Genomic DNA, 17,889 nt, shown 5'->3' with positions numbered 1-17,889 from the left:
GGGCGGCCGGTGCTGTCCGGCGCGAGACCAACATTCGCAGGGGTAGGTGCCAGGGTGTGGCACCTACTGCGGGGAGAATCGGATCCATGCCGAAGACGTCCGCCCGACTGCTGGCCCTGCTGTCGTTGTTGCAGGCCCGGCGGGACTGGCCCGGCACGCTGCTGGCCGACCGACTCGACATCAGCCTGCGGACCGTCCGCCGCGACATCGACAGGTTGCGCGAGCTCGGCTATCCGATCGTGGCGGTCAAGGGCCCGGACGGCGGCTACCGGCTGGGCGCCGGCACCGAACTACCACCGCTGCTGTTCGACGACGAGCAGGCCGTCGCCCTGACCGTCGCCCTCCAGGTGGCGGCCACCACCTCCGGAGGCCTCGCCGACGCCGCGGCCCGGGCGCTGAACACAGTCCATCAGGTCATGCCCACCCGGCTCCGTAACCGCGTCGAAGCCCTGCACGTCACGAGCGTCGAGCGGCCGAGCGCCCGACCGACCGCACCTGTCGACGGTGAACTGCTGCTCGCACTCGGCGCGGCGGTCCACGCCCACGAGGTGCTGCGCTTCGACTACGGCTCCGCCGACGGGCCCGCGCGCCGCGTCGAACCGCACCACGTCGTCACCTGGGACGGACGCTGGTACCTCATCGCCTGGGATCTCGACCGCGCCGACTGGCGGACCTTCCGCGTCGACCGGATGACCCTGCGTACCCCCAACGGGCCCCGCTTCGTCCCCCGCGAACTCCCCGGCGCGGACGTCGCCAGCTACCTCGTCGGCACGTTCCGGGGCGCGGACGCCGGGGGCGGGTGGCCCTGCCGGGGCACGGTGATCCTCGATCTGCCCGCCGCCACGGTCGCCCTCTACACCCGCGACGGCATCATCGAGGAGGCCGGCCCCGGCCGTTGCCGGCTCACCCTCGGCTCCTGGTCCTGGCCCAGCCTCGCGGCCACGCTCGCCCGATACGACGCCGACATCGACGTCGTCGGTCCCAGCGAGCTGACCGACGCCTTCGCGCACCTCGGCCGCCGATTCGCCAGGGCCGTGGCAAGCTGATCAGCCCTTCACCGCGCCGGCGGTGAGGCCTTCGGTCAGGAAGCGCTGACCGAGGGCGTACATGATGACCACCGGGATGCTGACGAGCAGCGACGCCGCGGCGAGCTGGCCCTGCGGTACGACGTCACCGGCGATCATCGACTGCATCCCGACGGGGAGCGTCTTGTACTCGTCCTTCGTGATGAACACGAAGGCGAAGAGGAACTCGTTCCAGGCGTTGGTCAACGTGAAGAGGGCGACCGCCAGCAGCCCCGGCTTGGCCAGCGGCAGCACCACCCGGCCGAACGCCTGGAGGCGGGTGCAGCCGTCGACGAGCGCGGCCTCCTCCAGCTCGACGGGGATCGACGAGAAGTAGCCCACGAGCAGCCACGTGGCGAAGGGGAGCGTGAAGGTCGGGTACGTCACCACCAGGGACCACAGCGAGTCGGTGAGTCGTGCGCCGATGAGCATCTGGTACAGCGGGATGAACAGCAGCGCGCCAGGCATCACGTAGGTGAGCAGCACGGTGACGGTGAAGCCCTGTGCCCCGCGGAACCGCAGCCTGGCCAGCGCGTAGCCCGCGAGGGCGGCGCAGACGAGCGCCACGGCTGTGGACGCGGCGGACACCAGGATGGTGTTGAGGTACCAGCGGCCGAAGGGCTGGTTGGCGAACAGCGCGCTGAACTGCTCCATGGTCCACGGGGTCGGCCACAGGTCGTCGGTGCGCATGACGACCTGGCCCTCGGACTTGAAGGCCGTGACGGCGATCCAGTACAGCGGGCCCAGCACGAAGAAGAGCAAGCCTGCCAGCGCCACCCAGGACCCCAGGCCCGACACCACTGACGACGACCGGCGACCGCCCCGGGAGTTCAGGGCCGAGACCACCCGGCCGACCGCCGCCGCGACCAGCAGGATCACCCCGAGGACGACGGCCGCCTTCCAGAAGATTTGGGGCGACGCCCAGAACAGCAGACCGGTGACCACGGCGGTGATGACCCACGGCAGCGCTCTGCGCGCCGTCGGGGCCCACCGCGTTCCGACCCACCGCGCCGCTCGGCGTGCCCGGGGGAGTCTCGCCCCCGAATCCTGGCGCAGCAGCCGGACCAGGACGAACACCAGCCCGCCGATGACCGGCAGCATGACGAGAGTGACCGCCGCGCCGGCGCCGTACTGCAACTGCAGAATCGCCTTCGAGTACGCGACAAGCACGTACGGCGCGGTCACGTCGCCCGGGCCGCCCTGCGTGAGCAACCAGACGAGGTCGAAGTTGTTGAACGTCCAGATCGACGACAGGGTCACCGTCACGGTGATCACGTGGCGGAGGCCGGGCAGCGTCACATTCGCGAACCGCTGCCAGGACGAGGCGCCGTCGATGGTCGCCGCCTCGTAGAGGTCCGTCGGGATGGCCTTCAACCCGGCGAGGAAACACACGGTGAAGAACGGCACGCCCTTCCAGACGTTCACGAGGATCACCGACGGCATGGCCAGCTCCGGGTCGGACAGCCAGCCCGCCGGCCAACTGTCCACCAGGTGCAGGTCGACAAGCAGCGGGCCGATCCCGGTGGAGGTGAGCAGGGTGTTGACGCTGCCGAAGATCGGGTCGAGAAGCGCGCGCCAGCTGAACGCCGTCACCACCGTCGGCACCACCCACGGCACCAGCAGCAGACCCGCAAGCACCGCCCGCCCACGGCGTCGGTGGTGCAGCAGCAGGGCCGCGGCCAGCCCGAGCACCACCTTGAAGATCTCGGCGTACGCGGTGAAGACGAACGAGTTCACCACGCCCGTGTGGAACTGGTCGTCGCCGATGAGGGCGAGGTAGTTGTCCGCGCCGACGAACACGGACTCCTGCCCGTGCCGTTCGGTGGTGCTGGTGATGATCGACCGGGCGATCGGCACGAGAACGAGGCCGCCGACAAGCACGGCCATCGGTGCCAGGAACAGCGCGGCCAGCCGCCAGTCACGACCCAGTCGCCGCTGGGTCGCCGTGAGGGAGCCGGGCCCCGACGGCGGCGTCTTCCTCGCCGCCGTCGGGACCCGCGCGGGACGGACCGAGCTCACTGCGGCAGCCCCTGCTGGTTGAAGATCTGCACCATCTTGGTGTGGGCCGCCTTCACGGCCTGCGCGGGCGCGGTGCCCTGCACGACCTGCTGCATCATGTCGGTGAGCACGTACGCCGAGCCGACGGCCTGCTGGCCGGCGCTTGCCTTCTGCGGGAAGGTCAGGCCGTTCTTCGTGTTCAGCGGCAGTTGAAGTTCGGTGATCTTACGCAGCATGGGGAACGCCGGGTCGCCGCTGGTGAAGAACGGGTCCGCGTCCCAGACCTTCTCCCAGGCGGGCATCACCAGGCCGGGTGCCTCCTTCGCCACGCCGAGCAGCGCGGGCGCGGTCACCAGGTACTGCGCCAGGAGCTTGGCGAGCGCCGGGTTCTTGGCGCCCTTGAAGACCACGAAGCCCTGGGACTGGCCGAGCAGCAGGGGATTGTTCGTCGCCGGTCCGATGCAGTCGGAGAACACGTGGGTGTTCTCGTGCACCGGGTTCTTCTTGGTCCGGGAGTCCGCGTACACGCTGAACTGGTTGCGGGTGTAGCCCAGGATCCCGGCGAGCCAGTTCTCGTTGTTGCTGGTGTCGGTCCAGCTCGCGATCCCCGGCGGCAGCATCCGCTTGTACTTCGAATTCGTGTAGATGTCGCCCAGGAAGGTAACCGCCTGCACCGTCTCCGGGGAGTCGAAGGTGACCTTCCGGCCGTCGTTGGAGGCGATCGACCCGCCGTACGCGTTGATCAGCGCCTCGATCATGCCGTTGGCATCACCGGACCGGTTGATCGTCATGCCCCAGCCGAACCGGCGCTTGGCCGGATCGGAGATCTCCAGGCAGACGTCCCGCAGCTCTTCCCAGCTGTAGATGTCCTTGGGGGTGATGCCCTTGTCCTTCATCCAGTCCTTGCGCAGGAACGACCCGATCCCGATGAAGTGGTACGGGATCGCGAACCACTTGCCGTCGAAGACGCAGAAGTTCTTGGCCTCGGCGCAGGGCTCGCCGTACTTGGCGGTCAGCGCCTGGACGACGTCCGTCACGTCCTCCAGGTCGCCGAGTGCCTGGAACTGCGCGACGAACCGTGAGTCGGTCATGAACGCCAGGTCACGGGCCACCCCGCCCTTGACCTCGGCGTCGATCTTGGCCACCACGTCACCCGCGTCGGCCTGGACGAGGCTGTTCTCGATCTTCGTGCCGGTGGTGTCGGCGAACTTCTTGATCGAGCTGTCCAGGGCGTCGTTCGCCGCCGTCGAGTACAGCTTCTGCGACAGCATCCCCATCGAGGAGCCCTTCATCGCCGCGGCAGCGTCGATCAGCTCCTGCGGGACTTCCGCCTGCACCCTGGTCGGCGATTCGGATTCGCCTCCACACGCGGCCAGACCGGCCGCGCCGAGGACTCCCACGCCCATCCCCAGCACGCCGCGCCGAGACCACCCCGACTTGTCCTTCATGGACATTCGCCTCCTTCATCTCCCCTGCACCGCTGCGCACCTGGAGGCGCACTCGGCGAAAACGCGTGTCACCACGTCGACGGCGACGGACACGTCGCCCCCTGTGACCAGCGGGTTGGCGTGTCCGTCAGTGGAGTTGGTGGGGTTGCCGCGGTGGCATCGGCAGGCCCCTCTTCGTTCGAAATTTCGAACGAAGTTCGAAATACCGTTTCAAGTGGACGCGACGCTAGAGCACCTACGCAAGAGGTGTCAATGTTTCGATTTTATTTCGAAAGAAAACGGGAGGCTATCGAGGCTGAGCCCGGTAGCCCATGCGAGCCGACAGCGCGGCCGCGCCCTCGCGAACCAGCCCGGTCCACTCCACCTGCACTTGAGGCGTCCAGCGAATGATCGGCGCGGACAGGCTCATCGCGGCGATGACGGCGCCGGAATGGTCCCGGATCGCCGCGGCGACGCAGCGCATCGCGCTGTCGGACTCGCCGACGTCGACCGCCACGCCCTCCGCCCGGACCCGGTCCAGATGCTCGCGGAGAAGGTCCGGGTCGGTGATGCTGTCCGGCGTCATGCCCGGCAGCGGACCCTTCGACAGGACGGCATCAAGGGCCGGCTGGTCGAGGGCCGACAACAGCACCTTGCCCACCGCTGTGCAGTGGGCCGGCAGCCGCAGCCCGACCCCGGAAACCATCCGGACCGGGTGAGTGCTGTCGAACTTGACGAGGTAGATGACATCGGCGCCGTCGAGCACCGCCACATGAACTGCCTCGTCGCACTTGGCAGCCACGTCCCGCGCGACGCCCTGCGCCTCGCGTACCAGATCAAGCCGACCCGCGAACGCCGCGCCCAACTGGAACAGCGGCATGCCGAGCCGGTACTGCACCGGCTGGCCCGGCACGGAGATCAGGTACGAGCGCGCCTCGAGCGTGACCAGCAGCTCGTGGACTGTGGTGCGCGGCAGGTCGAGCCGCTCCATCACCTGGCGGGCCGACAGTTGGGGGCAGTCCAGGAACAGTTCGAGGACGTCGAGCGCGCGGATGACCGCCGGTACCACACGGGGCATGTCGAAAGTCCCTTCGCAGTGCCGGACCCGTGTCAATGATCTCCACACGGACCAGCACCTGAAGAGGATAGCTACGTCGGCCGTCGGCGCCAGGCTGCGGACTTCCGATCACATGCGTTCGGGGGTCCGGATGCCCAGCAGGTGCAGGCCCTGCCGGAGCACCCGGGCGGTCAGGTCGCAGAGCACCAGCCGGCTGTCCCGGACCGGTTCGTCGGCGCGCAGCACCGGACACCGTTCGTAGAACGCGCTGAACGCCGCGGCCAGCCGGTACAGGTACCCGGCGAGGTGATGGAACTCCAGGTTCTCCGCCACCTCGCCGACCACGCGGCCGAAGCCGACAAGCTCGAAGGCGAGCGCCCGCTCCGCCGGCTCGACCAGCGAGACGGCCGCGTCCGGCCGGGCCGCCACGCCGGCCCGCCGGAAGATGGACCGGATCCGGGAGTACGCGTACTGGAGGTAGGGCGCCGTGTTGCCGTCCAGGGACAGCATCCGTTCCCAGTCGAGCACGTAGTCCCGGTGCCGGTCACTGGACAGGTCGGCGTACTTGATGGCGCCGATGCCTACCGCCCGGCCCACCTCGGCCGCCTCCGCCTCGTCCAGCTCCGGGTTCCGCTCCCGGGTCAGCGTGGTCGCCCGGGAGATGGCCTCCTCCAGCAGGCCGACCAGCTTCACCGACCCGCCGGCCCGGCTGCGCAGCATCCGCCCGTCCGCCCCGAGGATCGAGCCGAATCCGACATGCTCGGCCCGGGCCGGCGGGGACAGCCAGCCGGCCTGCGCGGCGACGGCGTACACCATCTCGAAGTGCCGCCGTTGCGGCAGCCCGACCACGTAGAGCAGCCGCGTCGCGCCGAGCGTGCCGGTGCGGTGCCGGATCGCCGCCAGGTCGGTCGCCGGGTAGCCGTACCCGCCGTCGGACTTGCGCACGATCAACGGCAGCGGCTCGCCGTCCCGCCCCACCGAGCCGGGTGGGAACACACAGGACGCGCCGTCGCTCTCCCGCAGCAGTCCGAGCCGACCCAGGTCGTCGACCACCGGGGCGAGCCTGTCGTTGTAGCTGCTCTCGCCGTAGAAGTCTCCCTCGGTGAGGGTGACGTCGAGCCTGTCGTACACGGTCATGAAGTACCGCTCGGACTGCTCCACCAGCAGCCGCCACAGCCGCAGCGTCACCTCGTCGCCGCCCTGCAGGGCCACCACCCGCCGCCGGGACCGCTCGCGGAACGCCTCGTCGGCGTCGAACGCCGACCGGGCCGCCTTGTAGAACGAATCCAGGTCACCGACGGACAGCTCCTGCGCGGCCTCCACCTCACCCAGGTCGACCAGGTGCTCGATCAGCATCCCGAACGGGGTGCCCCAGTCGCCCAGGTGATTGGCCCGCAGGACCCGGTGCCCCAGCCACTCCAGCAGCCGGGCCGCCGCGTCGCCGATCACCGTCGAGCGCAGATGGCCGACGTGCATCTCCTTCGCCACGTTCGGCGCCGAGTAGTCGATGACCACGGTCTCCGGCTCGGCGGCCACCGGCACACCCAACCGGGGGTCGGCGGCGAGCGCCGACACCAGCCCGGCCAGGGCCGCGTCGGCGACTGTCAGGTTGAGAAAGCCCGGCCCGGACACCTCGGCGACGCTGCACAGGTCGGAAAGCTCGGCGTACCCCAGCACCTCGGCGGCGATGTCGCGCGGCGGCCGGCCGAGCCGCCGGGCCAGCGCGAGCGCCGCGTCGGACTGGAAGTCCGCGCGCCCGGACCGCCGCACGACCGGGTTCACCGGTACGCCGGCCACCGTCGCGAACGCCGGCGCCAGCCGGTCGGTAAGCAGTTCTTCCAGATCCATGGGTACGCCGATCTCGCTCGGATCCGCCGCTCGCGGATCACCGGAAGGGGATGCGGGCGGACCGAGGACGATCGGTGATGACCGGCGGCTCGATCCGCCGGTCGCAGGTGAGGGATGCTCAGCGCGGGCGGTCGCAGGACCGCCGGCGTCGCAGCGCGCCGAACAGGACGTCGGGGGACGCCGTCGGGAACGCGTACGAGCTGGACATGGCATCAACCTAACCAGCCGACCCGGGGCCGCGCAACGCTGTTGACGCCCGACCCGGACGGCGATGGTGACGGCGGTCACGCCGATGCGAGACCCGATCACGAGGAGGCCGTCGTCTTACCTGATGTGAGACGAAGTCTGGACGCGGCCGACGAGCAGGAACTCGTCCGCCGGGTGGCCCGCGGCGACCGGCGGGCCTTCGACGAGCTCTACAGGCGTACCGCACCCTGGCTGGAGGTGCGGCTGCGGCGTCGGTGCGCCGACGCGGACGTGGTCGCCGACGTCCTCCAGGAGACCTACCTGACGGTCTGGCGGGCGGCCGGCAGCTTCGCCGGTGACCAGGTCAGCGGCAGTGCCGTCGGCTGGTTGTGGACCATCGCCGCGCACCGCCTGGTGGACGCGTTCCGGCGCCGCTCCCGGCAGGCCCGGATGCCGGAGGTGCACCAGGTCGAGACGGTCGTACCCGCCGCCGAGGACGAGGTGCTGGCCGGCCGGGTCGGGCAGGAACTCGAACAGGCTCTCGCCGTGCTGCCTCCCGAGGTCCGCGCGGTGCTGCGCGCCACAGTCCTCGACGGCTTCACCGTCCGCGAGACGTCCGTGCTGCTGGGCGTACCCGAGAACACCGTCAAGTCCCGGATCCGCCGCGCCCGGATCGTCCTGCGGGAGGCCCTGTCATGACCACGCATCCCACCCTGAACGACATCGACCGCTATGCCGACGGCGATCCCGGCCTCGACGAGGCGACCGTCTGGTCGATCGAGGTGCACCTGGAGAGCTGCGCGGACTGCCGCGCCCGCCTGGCCGGCAGCACCACCGCCGAGTCGCGTGCCCTGGTCGCCGAGGTCGCGGCGGCCGTCGACCGTGGGATCGCCGCCGGGCCCGCGCCACGATCCAGGAGCTTCTTCCGTACGCCGGTGCGCCAGCGCTGGTTCGTGGCGGCGCTGCTGCCGTGGGTCGCCATGACCGCAGGGGTGCTCGGCACCGCGGCAGTGCTCACCTACTTCCTGTCCGAGTTGCCGTCGATCGTGCTGCTGCTCGCGCCCCTGGCGCCGCTGCCGGGGATCGCGGCGGCCTGGAGCAGACGCGGCGACCCGGCCTGGGAGCTGATCGTCGGCACCCCCTCGGCAGGCCTGACGATGCTGCTGCGTCGTACCGCGGTGGTGCTCGTCCTCGTCATCCCGGTGCTCGCCGCGTTCGCCGTCCTCGGCGACAGCCGGGCGGACCCCGCGTTGATGCTGCTGCCGTGCCTGGCCTTCACCGCCGCGACGCTGCTGCTCGGCTCCCTCGTCGGCGTCCACCGCGCGGCGATCGGCCTGATGGCGGCCTGGGCCGCCGCAGTGGTCGCACCCAGCCTGGCCACCGCCGACCTTCCGGTGCTCCTCCAGCCGTCAGCCATCGGCGGATGGGCAGTCGTCACTGTCGTGCTGGCCGCCCTGACCCTCCTGCGCGCCAACAGTTTCGGGCGCCTCACCTCGTTCTGAAAGGAACCACGATGCGAGCGGTGAGTACGGCCGAGACGGCCACCACCATCCACCCCTGGGCCGTGCACGCCGAGGCGCTGAAGGTACGGGCCGGCCGCCACCTGGCCGTCGACGGGCTCGACCTGAGCCTGGGCACGGGCGTGCACGGCCTGCTGGGGCGCAACGGCGCCGGCAAGACGACGTTGATGCGTGCCATCGCCACTGTGCTCAAACCGGCCGGAGGCCGGCTCACCCTGCTCGGCAGTTCGGTCGACGGGCGCGCCGACCTGCGCCAGGCCCGGCGCGCGCTGGGCTACCTGCCGCAGCACTTCGGCTACTACCCGCGGTTCACCGTGCGCGAGTTCGTGTCGTACATGGCCTGGTTGAAGGAGATGCCGAAGCGCGACATCCCGGCGGCCACCCAGCGCGCGATCGACCGGGTGGGGCTCAGCGCCAAGGCCGACGCCAAGCTCCGGACACTCTCCGGCGGGATGCTGCGCCGGGCCGGCGTCGCCCAGGCAATCGTCAACGACCCGCAGGTGCTGCTGCTGGACGAGCCGACCGTCGGCCTCGACCCCGAGCAGCGCCTCGACCTGCGCGAGCTGCTGCGCGACCTGGGTACGGACGCCTGCGTGCTGGTCTCCACCCACCTCGTCGAGGACGTGGTCGCCGCCTGCACCGAGGTCGTGCTGATCAACGAGGGTCGGCTGGTGTGGCAGGGCACGCCCGCCGCGCTGGCCGAGCAGGGCGACGAACGCCACCCGGGCGACAGCCCCGCCGAACGCGGCTACTCGGCCCTGCTGCGCCGCCACCTCGCGGAGGCCGCCCGATGAGCGTCCTCGGGATCGAACTGCGGCGCTCCGCAGCGGCCGGCGCCGCCCTGATCGCGTTGGTGGTCGGCGTCGCCGCCCTCTACACCGCCCCGGGCCGCTGGTCGGAGGGCTGGATGGCCCTCGCGCTGGCCACAAAGGAGTACATGATCCTGCTGTGGCCGATCGCCCTGGCCGCCGGAGCATGGCAGGGCCGCCGCGAGCACCGGGCCAAGGTCGGCGAGCTGTTCGCCACCACGCCCCGGTCCCGCGCCCGCCGGATGCTGCCGGTCCTCGTCGCGATGGGAGCCTCGCTCGGGCTCGCCTTCCTGCTCGTGATGGGCGCGGCCGGCCTGCGGATCGTCTCGACCGCCGCCTACTTCCCGCCGAGCTTCGTCGCCATCACGCTTGTCGGCGCGTTCTCCCTGGTGGCGGCGGCGTGGCTCGGCCTGGGCATCGGACGGCTGCTGCCCGCTCTGGTGACCGCACCCGTGCTCGCCGTGGCCGGTGTGCTGCTTGTCTTCTTCACCGCGATCATGCGACCGGACTGGATGGCCGCGATCCTGTCCCCCGCGTACGGCAGCACACCGTTCTACCCGTTCCAGACCATCGACCCGCGGGTCACCGCCGTGCTCGCCATCTTCATGGGCGGGCTCGCGCTGACCGGCGTACTCCTGATCGTCGCCCGGGGCCCACGGACGTCGGTGGCCGCCGCGCTGCCGGTGCTGCTCGGCTTCGGCGTCGCGGCGGTCATCGTCCCCCGCGACGAGGCCAGCCTCGTCGCACCGATCGACCCCGTGGCCCGGGAACTCGTCTGCACCGACGACGCGCCGAAGGTCTGCGTCACACGCGTCCACGCGAACGTGCTGGACGCGCTGACCCCGCTCGTTCGCCAGGGCCTGGCCGTCCTCGCGAAGATGCCGGACGCCCCCACCCAGGCGCACGAGGACACGCGGGCCTGGTTCACCGGGGACGCGCCCGCCCGCGACCCCGACGTCGTCACGATCACCGTCCGGATCGACGACCACGGCGGCCTGGCCCACCCCGACGCCGTGGTCCCCGAGATGGTCTTCGGCCTTGGTGCCGGCTATGGCAACTCGGAATGCGAGCGCAACGGCGCCGTCGAACGGGCAGCCGCCTACCACCTGCTCGGCCGCGAGCCGGTCTCCGACGTCGGCGTCATCCCCGAGATGATCGAGGAGGAACCGCAGCTCAACGCCGAGGCGGTCGCCCTGTGGCAGGGCCTGCAGAAGCTCCCCGCACCGGAAGCGCTCTCCCGCGTCACCGCCGTACGCGACGCGATCCTCACCTGCCAGGACCCCACCGGACTGCTGTCGAAATGACCCTGCACCTGCGCGCACGACGCGTACCCCTGGCACTTGCCGCATCCGTCGGCGCCGCAGCCCTGATCTGGGCGCTGTGGCTGACGCTCTCCAAGGAACGCGATGCCATCCTCCTGCTCGTCGTCCTGACGGTCATGCTGATGGTGGCGGTCCTGTCGACCACGCTTGCCGCCCCCGACGAAGACCTGGAACGCACAGCCGCACTGCACTGGCCGTGGCGACGAGCCCTGCACCTGCTGGCCGCCCTGGCGCTCGTACTCGCCGTGCTGCTCGCCACCCAACCCACAGGCGCCCGCTTCGGCCCCGCCGCGCTCGTGATCCGCGACGCCGCAGGCCTGCTGGGCCTGACCGCCCTCTGCGCGACGGTCGTGGGCGCGGCCCGCGCCTGGTTCCTCCCCCTGGGCTGGGCGGTCGCCGCCGCCCTGTTCCCCCAGCCGGGCACGTGGGGGGCGCTCACCACCTGGGCGGGCCAACCCCACACCAGCCGGCCGGCGGCGGCGGTCGCGGCCGTCCTGGCGGTCGCGGGCCTTGTGACGTACGCCTTGCGCGGCTCGGCCAGTGGCGAGTGACGGTGGGAGTCGACTTCGCAGCTGGCTGAAAATTCAGACATGGTGATCTGTGATCGCGAGGTGACACTATGCGGCCATGGCTCGAGAATTCGGCTCAGATTTTCCGGAGGAACAGGGCGTCTGGCATGACTTTCACGAAGACGTTGCTAAGCCCGACGGCGCGAGCGGCGAATCGGGGGACGACGGCGGCTCGGGGTGGGAGACGGTCATCGACCTGGGTCATGAGATTCGGGACGAGACACGCGGTCTGGATCAGATCCATTGGGCTGCCGCCGAACTCGATGACTTCATAACGTCCTACATGGGAGTGAGACCCCGGACGGACGACCCCGCATGGGTGGTCCCGGTCATTGCTGAGGCGCGCGATTTCCTCACCGTGCTGGACGAGGCCGACCTCCCGGGCGATCGGCTGCGCCCGCTCGAGCCGTTGATCGACTTGCTCGCAACTGAGTTGGGTGCAGATCTCGCGCGCGCTGACGCGGCCGGACCGCAGCCCCCGAAGTGGCTCGACGTGGCGTCGCCCGCGCACGGCCGCGTCAACGTCTCCGGTGTTCTCACCGCGTTCAGCAAGGGGCACGTGACGACCGCCGACTCCGCCACCGTCGTCACGGCCAACGACTGCACCCTTGAGGCCGAGGAGCACTACCACGTCCGCCGGGTGTCGCTCGACTGCAGCAGCCTTTTTGTCGACGACAAGGCGATGGAGGCCTTCGTATACGCGATGCTCGACCCGTCGTCCAGCAACATCTCCCGGTTGTTGGACCGGCTGGAACGCCTCATTGACCCTCCGCGCGACGCGGAGACGCAGCTCTACCACTATCGCCTGCCCGCCGATGTCTCCACACATACTGAGCGGTCGGCCGCTGTGGTGATGGGTACCGGCTCAACCGCGCACACCACGTCGAACTATCACGTCCGAGAGACGGTGGTCCCCCTCGACGAGCTGCTGCTTCGGCACCCGGACCTCATTTACGACCTGGCGATGCGTCGAGACGGCGACACCCTTGGAGAGCCGCTCCTGGCGGCGCTCGGACAGGTGGAGGACCCAGTCCTACTGCGTAACGCGAGGAGCCTTCCCCCGGTCCAGACCTCGGTGTCGCACTCCCTCGGTGGCACGCGCGTCCGTTTGGCAAACGCCGTGATGGTCGGCTATGGCAACACACTGACAGCCACCAGCGAAGTGCAGCGTGGCCAATCGAGGCTGACCAACCTGTCTCGCCTCGACCGGGAGGTGCAGAGGACCAAGAACGCAATGCGTGAGTGGCCGGAGCCGCCGCAGCCGCCCGACATGCCGCCCCAGCGGGAGCCCTCATCCTCCAGTCCGCCGCTTCCGGAACCACGGTTTCCGCTGCTATTTATGTCGCCGACGCAGCCTGCCGAGGAGGGCAAAAAACGTCATAACTTCCTACCGGATATCAACGACAAACTTGGTTTGACCGAGGATCGGAACATGCGCCGAGATGCCGACATCGATGGACCGAATTCAGGATTCTGAGTAGGAGAGGTGTCCCTGTGAAACTGCTCGTCTCGGTTGTTTTCGTGACGGCGCTGGTCGCTGCAGGTGTCTTCTTCGCCATTGAGGGCCTGAGCCGCGCCGACCAGTTCGCGAGCGTCGGAGCGTTTCTGCTCGCCCTGCTCGTCGCTGGCTTCACGGCGGTGAACGCACTCCGTCGGGCGCCCGCCAAGGAGCCTGAGACTCTGACGCAGGATGGCAACACCGCCATCAACTGCGGCGCTGTATCGATGGGGGCGAACTCCCATCAACACATTGTGATCAAGAATCGTTGGCGGCGTTGACCCACCGTCGAAGCCGTCCTGCCCGGTATTCCGGCGGCATCTGGGCAGGGCCGGAGGCCGATCCTGCATCGTGCCGGCGAGCCGGGACGGCAGCTAGTGACCACGGGCAGGGTCGTGCTTCGGTTGCCGCCAGCGCCTAGGATCCGGTCTTTTGGTATCTGCGGAGCGCAGCTTCGGCGACCCGTGTGAGTAGTTCGTCGTTACCGGGTTTGTTGCCCTCCTCCTGGATCACCACCAGAGTTGTTCCGACATGGATGAGTAGGACGTCGCATTTGAGCACGTCGGCGCCCGACGTCGCGGTGCAGTTGAGGTGGACGCTGTCGTCGCCCAGCTTGGGTCCGGGCGTCAAGGCGAATCGGTGGGTGGCATCGTCGCCCTGACCGGACAGCGCAACCGTGGGGCAGCGGTCGACGTAGGTACGCAGGTCCGTGATCGCTCGTCGGGCACCGTCATCGGGGTAGGTCCGGAGGACTTCGGTGCCCACCCAGAGGTCATCGGGACCGGCGTCATAGCTGAGGGTGGCTGCGGCGGTCGCCGACGGAGTCCCGGTCAGTCGGCGGGCGGACAGCAGCGGGATCATCTCCCGTGAACAGGATGCGTCGCCGGCCGAAGGGCGATCTCCCGCGTCCGAGGCCATGACTGTCGCGATGTCCAAAGAGAAGCCCGGCGGCAGCGACTCCGTATCCACCAGGCGCGCGGACAGCGCCGCCGAGTACCCTGCGCCGCCCGTTGCCGGAACGGGAGAGGGTGGCGTCGTCGCTGGCTTTGTTCCGCTCGCCGACGGATCCGCCGCGGGAGCGGTCGAGGGAGCGCACGCCGCCACCGAGTAGACGGCCACCGCCGCGACCGACCAACGCAGCACCAACCTGAGCACGGCCTGACTCCACCTCTCGCGGGAGGCGTCAAGCTACCAGCTAAGCGCGTGATGAACCGTCGCAGGCCTGCACACTCGCCGAGCTGACCGGATCGACAGATCAGCGTCGCACCACCCGTGTTCTGGCCGAGCTTGCTGGTGCCGGATGGACGGTGACCCCGCAGCGCGTGAGCGCAGTGTTTGGACGATGCCGTCCGCACCATGGTCGCGCGATACGGGCGGTAGATCGTACGTAGGGTGCGGAGGTGGCACGTAGCGAACAGCTCTCGGAGCAGTTGGACTGGTACTGGCGCAAGAAGCTGCGGCCACGGCTGGAGGGTCTTACCGACGAGGAGTACTTCTGGGAGCCGGTGCGCGGCTGCTGGAGTGTCCGCCCACGGGGCACGTCGACCGCACCGATGTCGCAAGGTTCGGGGGAATGGGCGATGGACCACGTGTTTCCCGCCCCGGTGCCGGCGCCGGTGACCACGATTGCCTGGCGGCTGGCGCACATCATCGTCTCGTGCCTGGGCTACCGGGTCCGGTGGTACTTCGGTGGCCGGGACATCGACTCCGAGACATTCGCCTATGCGGGGACCGCCGACGAGGCGCTGAAACAGCTCGACGAGATGTACGGGACATGGCATGCGGGCGTCCGCACCCTCTCGGACGCCGACCTGGACAATCCGCCTAGCGCGGGTCCCGAGCGATTCTCCATGGAGAACAGGATCCTGCACGTCAACAGGGAACTGATCCATCACGGCGCCGAGATTTCCCTGCTACGCGACCTCTACCGCTGGCAGGACCCGGCCGCACGTGACTTTCCGGCTACCGGCGACTGAGCTTCGGAATCGGGCGGACGTCGACGCGGGAGAGCCGACCAGCCTGGCTGCCGTCGGAGCCTGCCTGCCGGTTGGCCGGGCGGAGCGCCGTCCTCAAGCGGCGTGGCTCCGCGCTGACAGGTGAACCGCCGCGCTGCTTGTCCCGGTCCGGTTCGCTACCGGTCGCCGTAGTGGTACCGGCAGGCGATGATCTCGACGTCGTCCTTGGTGATCCGATACACCAGGCGGTGTTCGCGATCGATCCGGCGGGACCAGAAGCCGGAAAGCTCTCCCCGAAGGGGCTCCGGCTTGCCGATGCCCTCGTATCCGTTGCGCATCACGTCCGCGATGAGGTCGTTGATGCGCTTGACCAGTTTTCGGTCCGTGTGGCTGATGTACTGGCTCCACGCCGTTGCGGTGAAGACCAGCCTCACGCGACGTCCCGGACGGTGGCCGGGTCGATCAGGTCCCGCTCGGCCGCATCGCCCTGCTCCAGCTCCTCCATCGACCGGCGCAGCGCGGCGGCGTTGCTCGGGTTGCGGAGGAGGTATTCGGTCTCTTTCATCGACTCGTACTCGGCAAGTGGCACGATCACCACGGGCTCGTGGCCGGATCGGGTCACCACCAATTCCTCCGCGTCGTTGATGACGCTGTCGAGTTCAGCGGCCAGGTTTTGCCGTAGTTGGGTGAAGTTCACTGTCCGCATGACCACCTCCAAGTCAAGTACAGAAAACTGTACCTCAGGTGGCTCGAAGGCGGCTTGTTACTGGGTGGGCAGCTCGTGCTGCTGTCCGCGCCACGCGCACCCGAGGCGAGAAGCGGGTGCAGGACTGGCGGATGTGGGGAAGACGTGGGCCGCCAGGGACTCGAACCCTGAACCTATGGATTAAAAGTCCACAGCTCTGCCATTGAGCTAGCGGCCCGCGCGCTCAGGTTACCTGACAGTCAGCGTCGTTGACTCTCGGCTTCCGGCCGGCCGTCGATGCCTGGCCGCGCCGGCCCGGACCACACCTGATCATCACCAGGTCGGCGATGTGGTGGTGTCCGGGGGCGGTGGATGCCGCCAGGTCGGCGATGTGGAGTGGATCAAGCGACATCGCCCAGCCACGGTGCATGGGGCGGGGCGGCTGGGGAACCGGGTTGGGCATGAGATCGAGCGGTAGCCCGGCGGTGGCGGCGTCCGGGGAGGAGATCGGGCCGGACGGCGTACGCCAGCCGGGTGGGGAGGTGCACGCCTGGCTGCCCGGCCAGAACCAGACCGTCTGCGGCCTGGCGCTCAGCCGGACCCGGTTGCGTCGCTTCCCGCACGTGCGGTTCGACTACTCGGGCACCGACGTGCTCACCGAGGCGGACGCGGTGGGCTGGATCTGCCCGCGCTGCCTGGCGGCCACCGCAGGTCGGCGCGGCAAGGAGAAGCACGGCTGGGTCCGGAACTCGCCGCGCCCCTGATCGGGAAGGCAGCACACCGGGCTGATCAAGCGAGGCCAACTCCGGGGCGGTTGAGGGCGTGCTGGACGGGTACGGGGTCGGGCATGCGGATCGTGGTGGTGGGGGCGAGCGGCAACGTCGGTACGGCGGTGCTGCGGCGGCTGCGCCGGGAGCGGGGTGTGGAGCTGGTCGGGGTGGCCCGACGGCTGCCCGGTCCGGACGCCGGTACGCCGTACGACCAGGTGGAGTGGCACTCCTGTGACGTGGGGGCGCCTGCCGCCGCCGGCCAGTTGGCCGAGATCTTCGCCGGTGCGGACGCGGTGGTGCACCTGGCCTGGCAGATCCAGCCCAGCCATGATCAGCGGGTGCTGCGCCGGACGAACGTCGACGGCAGCCGTGCGGTGTTCGAGGCGGTGGCCCGGGCGGGGGTGCCGGCGCTCGTGTACGCGTCGTCGGTCGGCACGTACGCGCCAGGCCCGAAGGATCACCCGATCAGTGAGCGGTGGCCGGCGACCGGGGTGCCCGGCTCGTCGTACAGCGAGCACAAGGCGGAGGTCGAGGCGCTGCTGGACGGGTTGGAGCGGGAGCACTCCCAGCTGCGCGTGGTGCGGCTGCGGCCGGGGTTGATCTTCCAGCGGGATGCCGGGGTGGAGATCACCCGCTATTTCCTGGGCCCGTTCGCTCCGGTGCGGCTGTTGCGCTTCGGTCGGATCCCGCTGGTACCCACCAACCGCCGGCTGCGGATGCAGGCGGTGCACGCCGATGACGTGGCTGACGCGTACGCCAGGGCGGTTCTGGGTGATGCGCGCGGCGCCTTCAATGTCGCCGCGGACCCGGTGCTGACTCCGGAGCTGGTGGCCAGGCACTTCCACGGCTGGACGGTGCCTGTCGCGGCGCCGGTGCTGCGGGTGGCGGCGGCGCTGACCTGGCGGGCGCGGCTGCAACCTGTCGACGCGGGCTGGGTGGAACTGGGCCTGAACGCGCCGCTGATGTCCAGCGAGCGGGCGGAGACCGAGCTGGGTTGGACGCCGAAGGTCGACGCGCTCACCGCCCTCAAGGAGCTGTTCATCGGGATGGCCGGCGGCGATCACACCGGCAGCCCGCCGATGTCCGCAGTCGCGAACCAGCCCGGCCGCCCCAGCGGCCTCCTCGCGGGAAGGCCACCGGGCCAGGGCAGCCCCTACTGACGGCCAGCCCCGCTGATCACG

18 protein-coding genes and 1 tRNA gene are annotated in these 17,889 nt (G+C 69.8%); 11 read left to right on the top strand and 8 right to left on the bottom strand.

Going from position 1 to position 17,889, the window contains the following annotated elements; genetic code table 11:
- The first annotated feature begins 86 nt into the window (after positions 1 to 86).
- Complete coding sequence (locus AB0N27_RS16500) at positions 87 to 1,046, top strand: transcriptional regulator (RefSeq protein ID WP_364369540.1); 960 nt, start codon at positions 87 to 89, stop codon at positions 1,044 to 1,046.
- Here AB0N27_RS16500 and AB0N27_RS16495 read toward each other — a convergent pair whose 3' ends face one another.
- The 4 genes from AB0N27_RS16495 to argS form a co-directional block, all read right to left on the bottom strand.
- A complete protein-coding gene (locus AB0N27_RS16495; RefSeq protein WP_364369537.1) occupies positions 1,047 to 3,083 on the bottom strand; it encodes an ABC transporter permease subunit in 2,037 nt (678 codons plus the stop codon). It abuts the gene before it with no gap.
- Positions 3,080 to 4,516 carry an extracellular solute-binding protein gene (locus tag AB0N27_RS16490; protein WP_364369534.1) on the bottom strand — a complete coding sequence of 479 codons (1,437 nt, stop codon included), beginning with the start codon at positions 4,514 to 4,516 and terminating at the stop codon, positions 3,080 to 3,082. The genes AB0N27_RS16495 and AB0N27_RS16490 overlap by 4 nt, the downstream gene beginning before the upstream one ends.
- Positions 4,517 to 4,796: 280 nt before the next feature.
- Positions 4,797 to 5,567: an IclR family transcriptional regulator gene (locus AB0N27_RS16485; protein ID WP_364369530.1), complete on the bottom strand. Its 771-nt coding sequence runs from the start codon at positions 5,565 to 5,567 to the stop codon at positions 4,797 to 4,799.
- Positions 5,568 to 5,675: 108 nt separating this feature from the next.
- Positions 5,676 to 7,394 carry an arginine--tRNA ligase gene (argS, locus tag AB0N27_RS16480; RefSeq protein ID WP_364369527.1) on the bottom strand — a complete coding sequence of 573 codons (1,719 nt, stop codon included), beginning with the start codon at positions 7,392 to 7,394 and terminating at the stop codon, positions 5,676 to 5,678.
- A gap of 333 nt (positions 7,395 to 7,727) precedes the next feature.
- Here argS and AB0N27_RS16475 point away from each other — a divergent pair, with 333 nt between their 5' ends.
- The 7 genes from AB0N27_RS16475 to AB0N27_RS16445 all read left to right on the top strand — a co-directional run bounded on the left by AB0N27_RS16475 (position 7,728) and on the right by AB0N27_RS16445 (position 13,579).
- Positions 7,728 to 8,279: a sigma-70 family RNA polymerase sigma factor gene (locus AB0N27_RS16475; RefSeq protein ID WP_364369524.1), complete on the top strand. Its 552-nt coding sequence runs from the start codon at positions 7,728 to 7,730 to the stop codon at positions 8,277 to 8,279.
- The gene (locus tag AB0N27_RS16470; RefSeq protein WP_364369521.1) at positions 8,276 to 9,082 is read left to right on the top strand and encodes a zf-HC2 domain-containing protein; all 807 of its coding nucleotides are present in this window, start codon (positions 8,276 to 8,278) and stop codon (positions 9,080 to 9,082) included. Before AB0N27_RS16475 ends, AB0N27_RS16470 begins: the two co-directional genes overlap by 4 nt.
- An 11-nt stretch (positions 9,083 to 9,093) precedes the next feature.
- Positions 9,094 to 9,894: an ATP-binding cassette domain-containing protein gene (locus tag AB0N27_RS16465; protein WP_364369518.1), complete on the top strand. Its 801-nt coding sequence runs from the start codon at positions 9,094 to 9,096 to the stop codon at positions 9,892 to 9,894.
- Positions 9,891 to 11,213 (top strand): hypothetical protein, encoded by a 1,323-nt coding sequence (locus AB0N27_RS16460; protein ID WP_364369515.1) that lies wholly within the window; start codon positions 9,891 to 9,893, stop codon positions 11,211 to 11,213. Before AB0N27_RS16465 ends, AB0N27_RS16460 begins: the two co-directional genes overlap by 4 nt.
- Entirely contained in the window at positions 11,210 to 11,782 is a 573-nt protein-coding gene (locus tag AB0N27_RS16455; protein WP_364369512.1) for a hypothetical protein, read from the top strand. Before AB0N27_RS16460 ends, AB0N27_RS16455 begins: the two co-directional genes overlap by 4 nt.
- A 76-nt stretch (positions 11,783 to 11,858) precedes the next feature.
- Positions 11,859 to 13,277, top strand: coding sequence for a hypothetical protein (locus AB0N27_RS16450; RefSeq protein WP_364369509.1), 1,419 nt, complete (start codon positions 11,859 to 11,861; stop codon positions 13,275 to 13,277).
- Positions 13,278 to 13,294: 17 nt separating this feature from the next.
- Positions 13,295 to 13,579 (top strand): hypothetical protein, encoded by a 285-nt coding sequence (locus AB0N27_RS16445; RefSeq protein WP_364369507.1) that lies wholly within the window; start codon positions 13,295 to 13,297, stop codon positions 13,577 to 13,579.
- A gap of 136 nt (positions 13,580 to 13,715) precedes the next feature.
- On the opposite strand, the gene AB0N27_RS16440 is transcribed toward AB0N27_RS16445, so the two are convergent.
- Positions 13,716 to 14,453 (bottom strand): hypothetical protein, encoded by a 738-nt coding sequence (locus AB0N27_RS16440; RefSeq protein WP_364369504.1) that lies wholly within the window; start codon positions 14,451 to 14,453, stop codon positions 13,716 to 13,718.
- Between the two features lie 245 nt (positions 14,454 to 14,698).
- On the opposite strand from AB0N27_RS16440, the gene AB0N27_RS16435 reads away from it, so the two are divergent.
- Positions 14,699 to 15,274: a DinB family protein gene (locus tag AB0N27_RS16435; RefSeq protein WP_364369501.1), complete on the top strand. Its 576-nt coding sequence runs from the start codon at positions 14,699 to 14,701 to the stop codon at positions 15,272 to 15,274.
- 155 nt (positions 15,275 to 15,429) lie between these two features.
- On the opposite strand, the gene AB0N27_RS16430 is transcribed toward AB0N27_RS16435, so the two are convergent.
- The 3 genes from AB0N27_RS16430 to AB0N27_RS16420 form a co-directional block, all read right to left on the bottom strand.
- Entirely contained in the window at positions 15,430 to 15,687 is a 258-nt protein-coding gene (locus AB0N27_RS16430; protein WP_364369497.1) for a Txe/YoeB family addiction module toxin, read from the bottom strand.
- Entirely contained in the window at positions 15,684 to 15,959 is a 276-nt protein-coding gene (locus tag AB0N27_RS16425) for a type II toxin-antitoxin system prevent-host-death family antitoxin (protein ID WP_364369494.1), read from the bottom strand. The genes AB0N27_RS16430 and AB0N27_RS16425 overlap by 4 nt, the downstream gene beginning before the upstream one ends.
- Before the next feature lie 145 nt (positions 15,960 to 16,104).
- Positions 16,105 to 16,176, bottom strand: a tRNA-Lys gene (locus AB0N27_RS16420).
- Between the two features lie 223 nt (positions 16,177 to 16,399).
- On the opposite strand from AB0N27_RS16420, the gene AB0N27_RS16415 reads away from it, so the two are divergent.
- Both AB0N27_RS16415 and AB0N27_RS16410 read left to right on the top strand, forming a co-directional pair.
- Positions 16,400 to 16,702, top strand: coding sequence for a hypothetical protein (locus AB0N27_RS16415; protein ID WP_364369491.1), 303 nt, complete (start codon positions 16,400 to 16,402; stop codon positions 16,700 to 16,702).
- 83 nt (positions 16,703 to 16,785) lie between these two features.
- A complete protein-coding gene (locus AB0N27_RS16410; protein WP_364369488.1) occupies positions 16,786 to 17,868 on the top strand; it encodes an NAD-dependent epimerase/dehydratase family protein in 1,083 nt (360 codons plus the stop codon).
- Positions 17,869 to 17,889: the final 21 nt, after the last annotated feature.

It is taken from the genome of Micromonospora sp. NPDC093244, from assembly GCF_040683695.1.
In the GTDB taxonomy this organism is placed as follows: domain Bacteria; phylum Actinomycetota; class Actinomycetes; order Mycobacteriales; family Micromonosporaceae; genus Micromonospora.
Note: the sequence above shows the minus strand (reverse complement) of the source record. Positions and strands in the feature narration are given on the sequence as shown.

Excerpts from the sequence above, each read along its gene's own strand:
- AB0N27_RS16500 (WP_364369540.1), top strand. The coding sequence starts at position 87 with ATGCCGAAGACGTCCGCCCGACTGCTGGCCCTGCTGTCGTTGTTGCAG.
- AB0N27_RS16490 (WP_364369534.1), bottom strand. The coding sequence starts at position 4,516 with ATGTCCATGAAGGACAAGTCGGGGTGGTCTCGGCGCGGCGTGCTGGGG.
- AB0N27_RS16485 (WP_364369530.1), bottom strand. The coding sequence starts at position 5,567 with ATGCCCCGTGTGGTACCGGCGGTCATCCGCGCGCTCGACGTCCTCGAA.
- argS (WP_364369527.1), bottom strand. The coding sequence starts at position 7,394 with ATGGATCTGGAAGAACTGCTTACCGACCGGCTGGCGCCGGCGTTCGCG.
- AB0N27_RS16470 (WP_364369521.1), top strand. The coding sequence starts at position 8,276 with ATGACCACGCATCCCACCCTGAACGACATCGACCGCTATGCCGACGGC.
- AB0N27_RS16465 (WP_364369518.1), top strand. The coding sequence starts at position 9,094 with ATGCGAGCGGTGAGTACGGCCGAGACGGCCACCACCATCCACCCCTGG.
- AB0N27_RS16460 (WP_364369515.1), top strand. The coding sequence starts at position 9,891 with ATGAGCGTCCTCGGGATCGAACTGCGGCGCTCCGCAGCGGCCGGCGCC.
- AB0N27_RS16455 (WP_364369512.1), top strand. The coding sequence starts at position 11,210 with ATGACCCTGCACCTGCGCGCACGACGCGTACCCCTGGCACTTGCCGCA.
- AB0N27_RS16450 (WP_364369509.1), top strand. The coding sequence starts at position 11,859 with ATGGCTCGAGAATTCGGCTCAGATTTTCCGGAGGAACAGGGCGTCTGG.
- AB0N27_RS16425 (WP_364369494.1), bottom strand. The coding sequence starts at position 15,959 with ATGCGGACAGTGAACTTCACCCAACTACGGCAAAACCTGGCCGCTGAA.
- AB0N27_RS16415 (WP_364369491.1), top strand. The coding sequence starts at position 16,400 with ATGAGATCGAGCGGTAGCCCGGCGGTGGCGGCGTCCGGGGAGGAGATC.
- AB0N27_RS16410 (WP_364369488.1), top strand. The coding sequence starts at position 16,786 with ATGCGGATCGTGGTGGTGGGGGCGAGCGGCAACGTCGGTACGGCGGTG.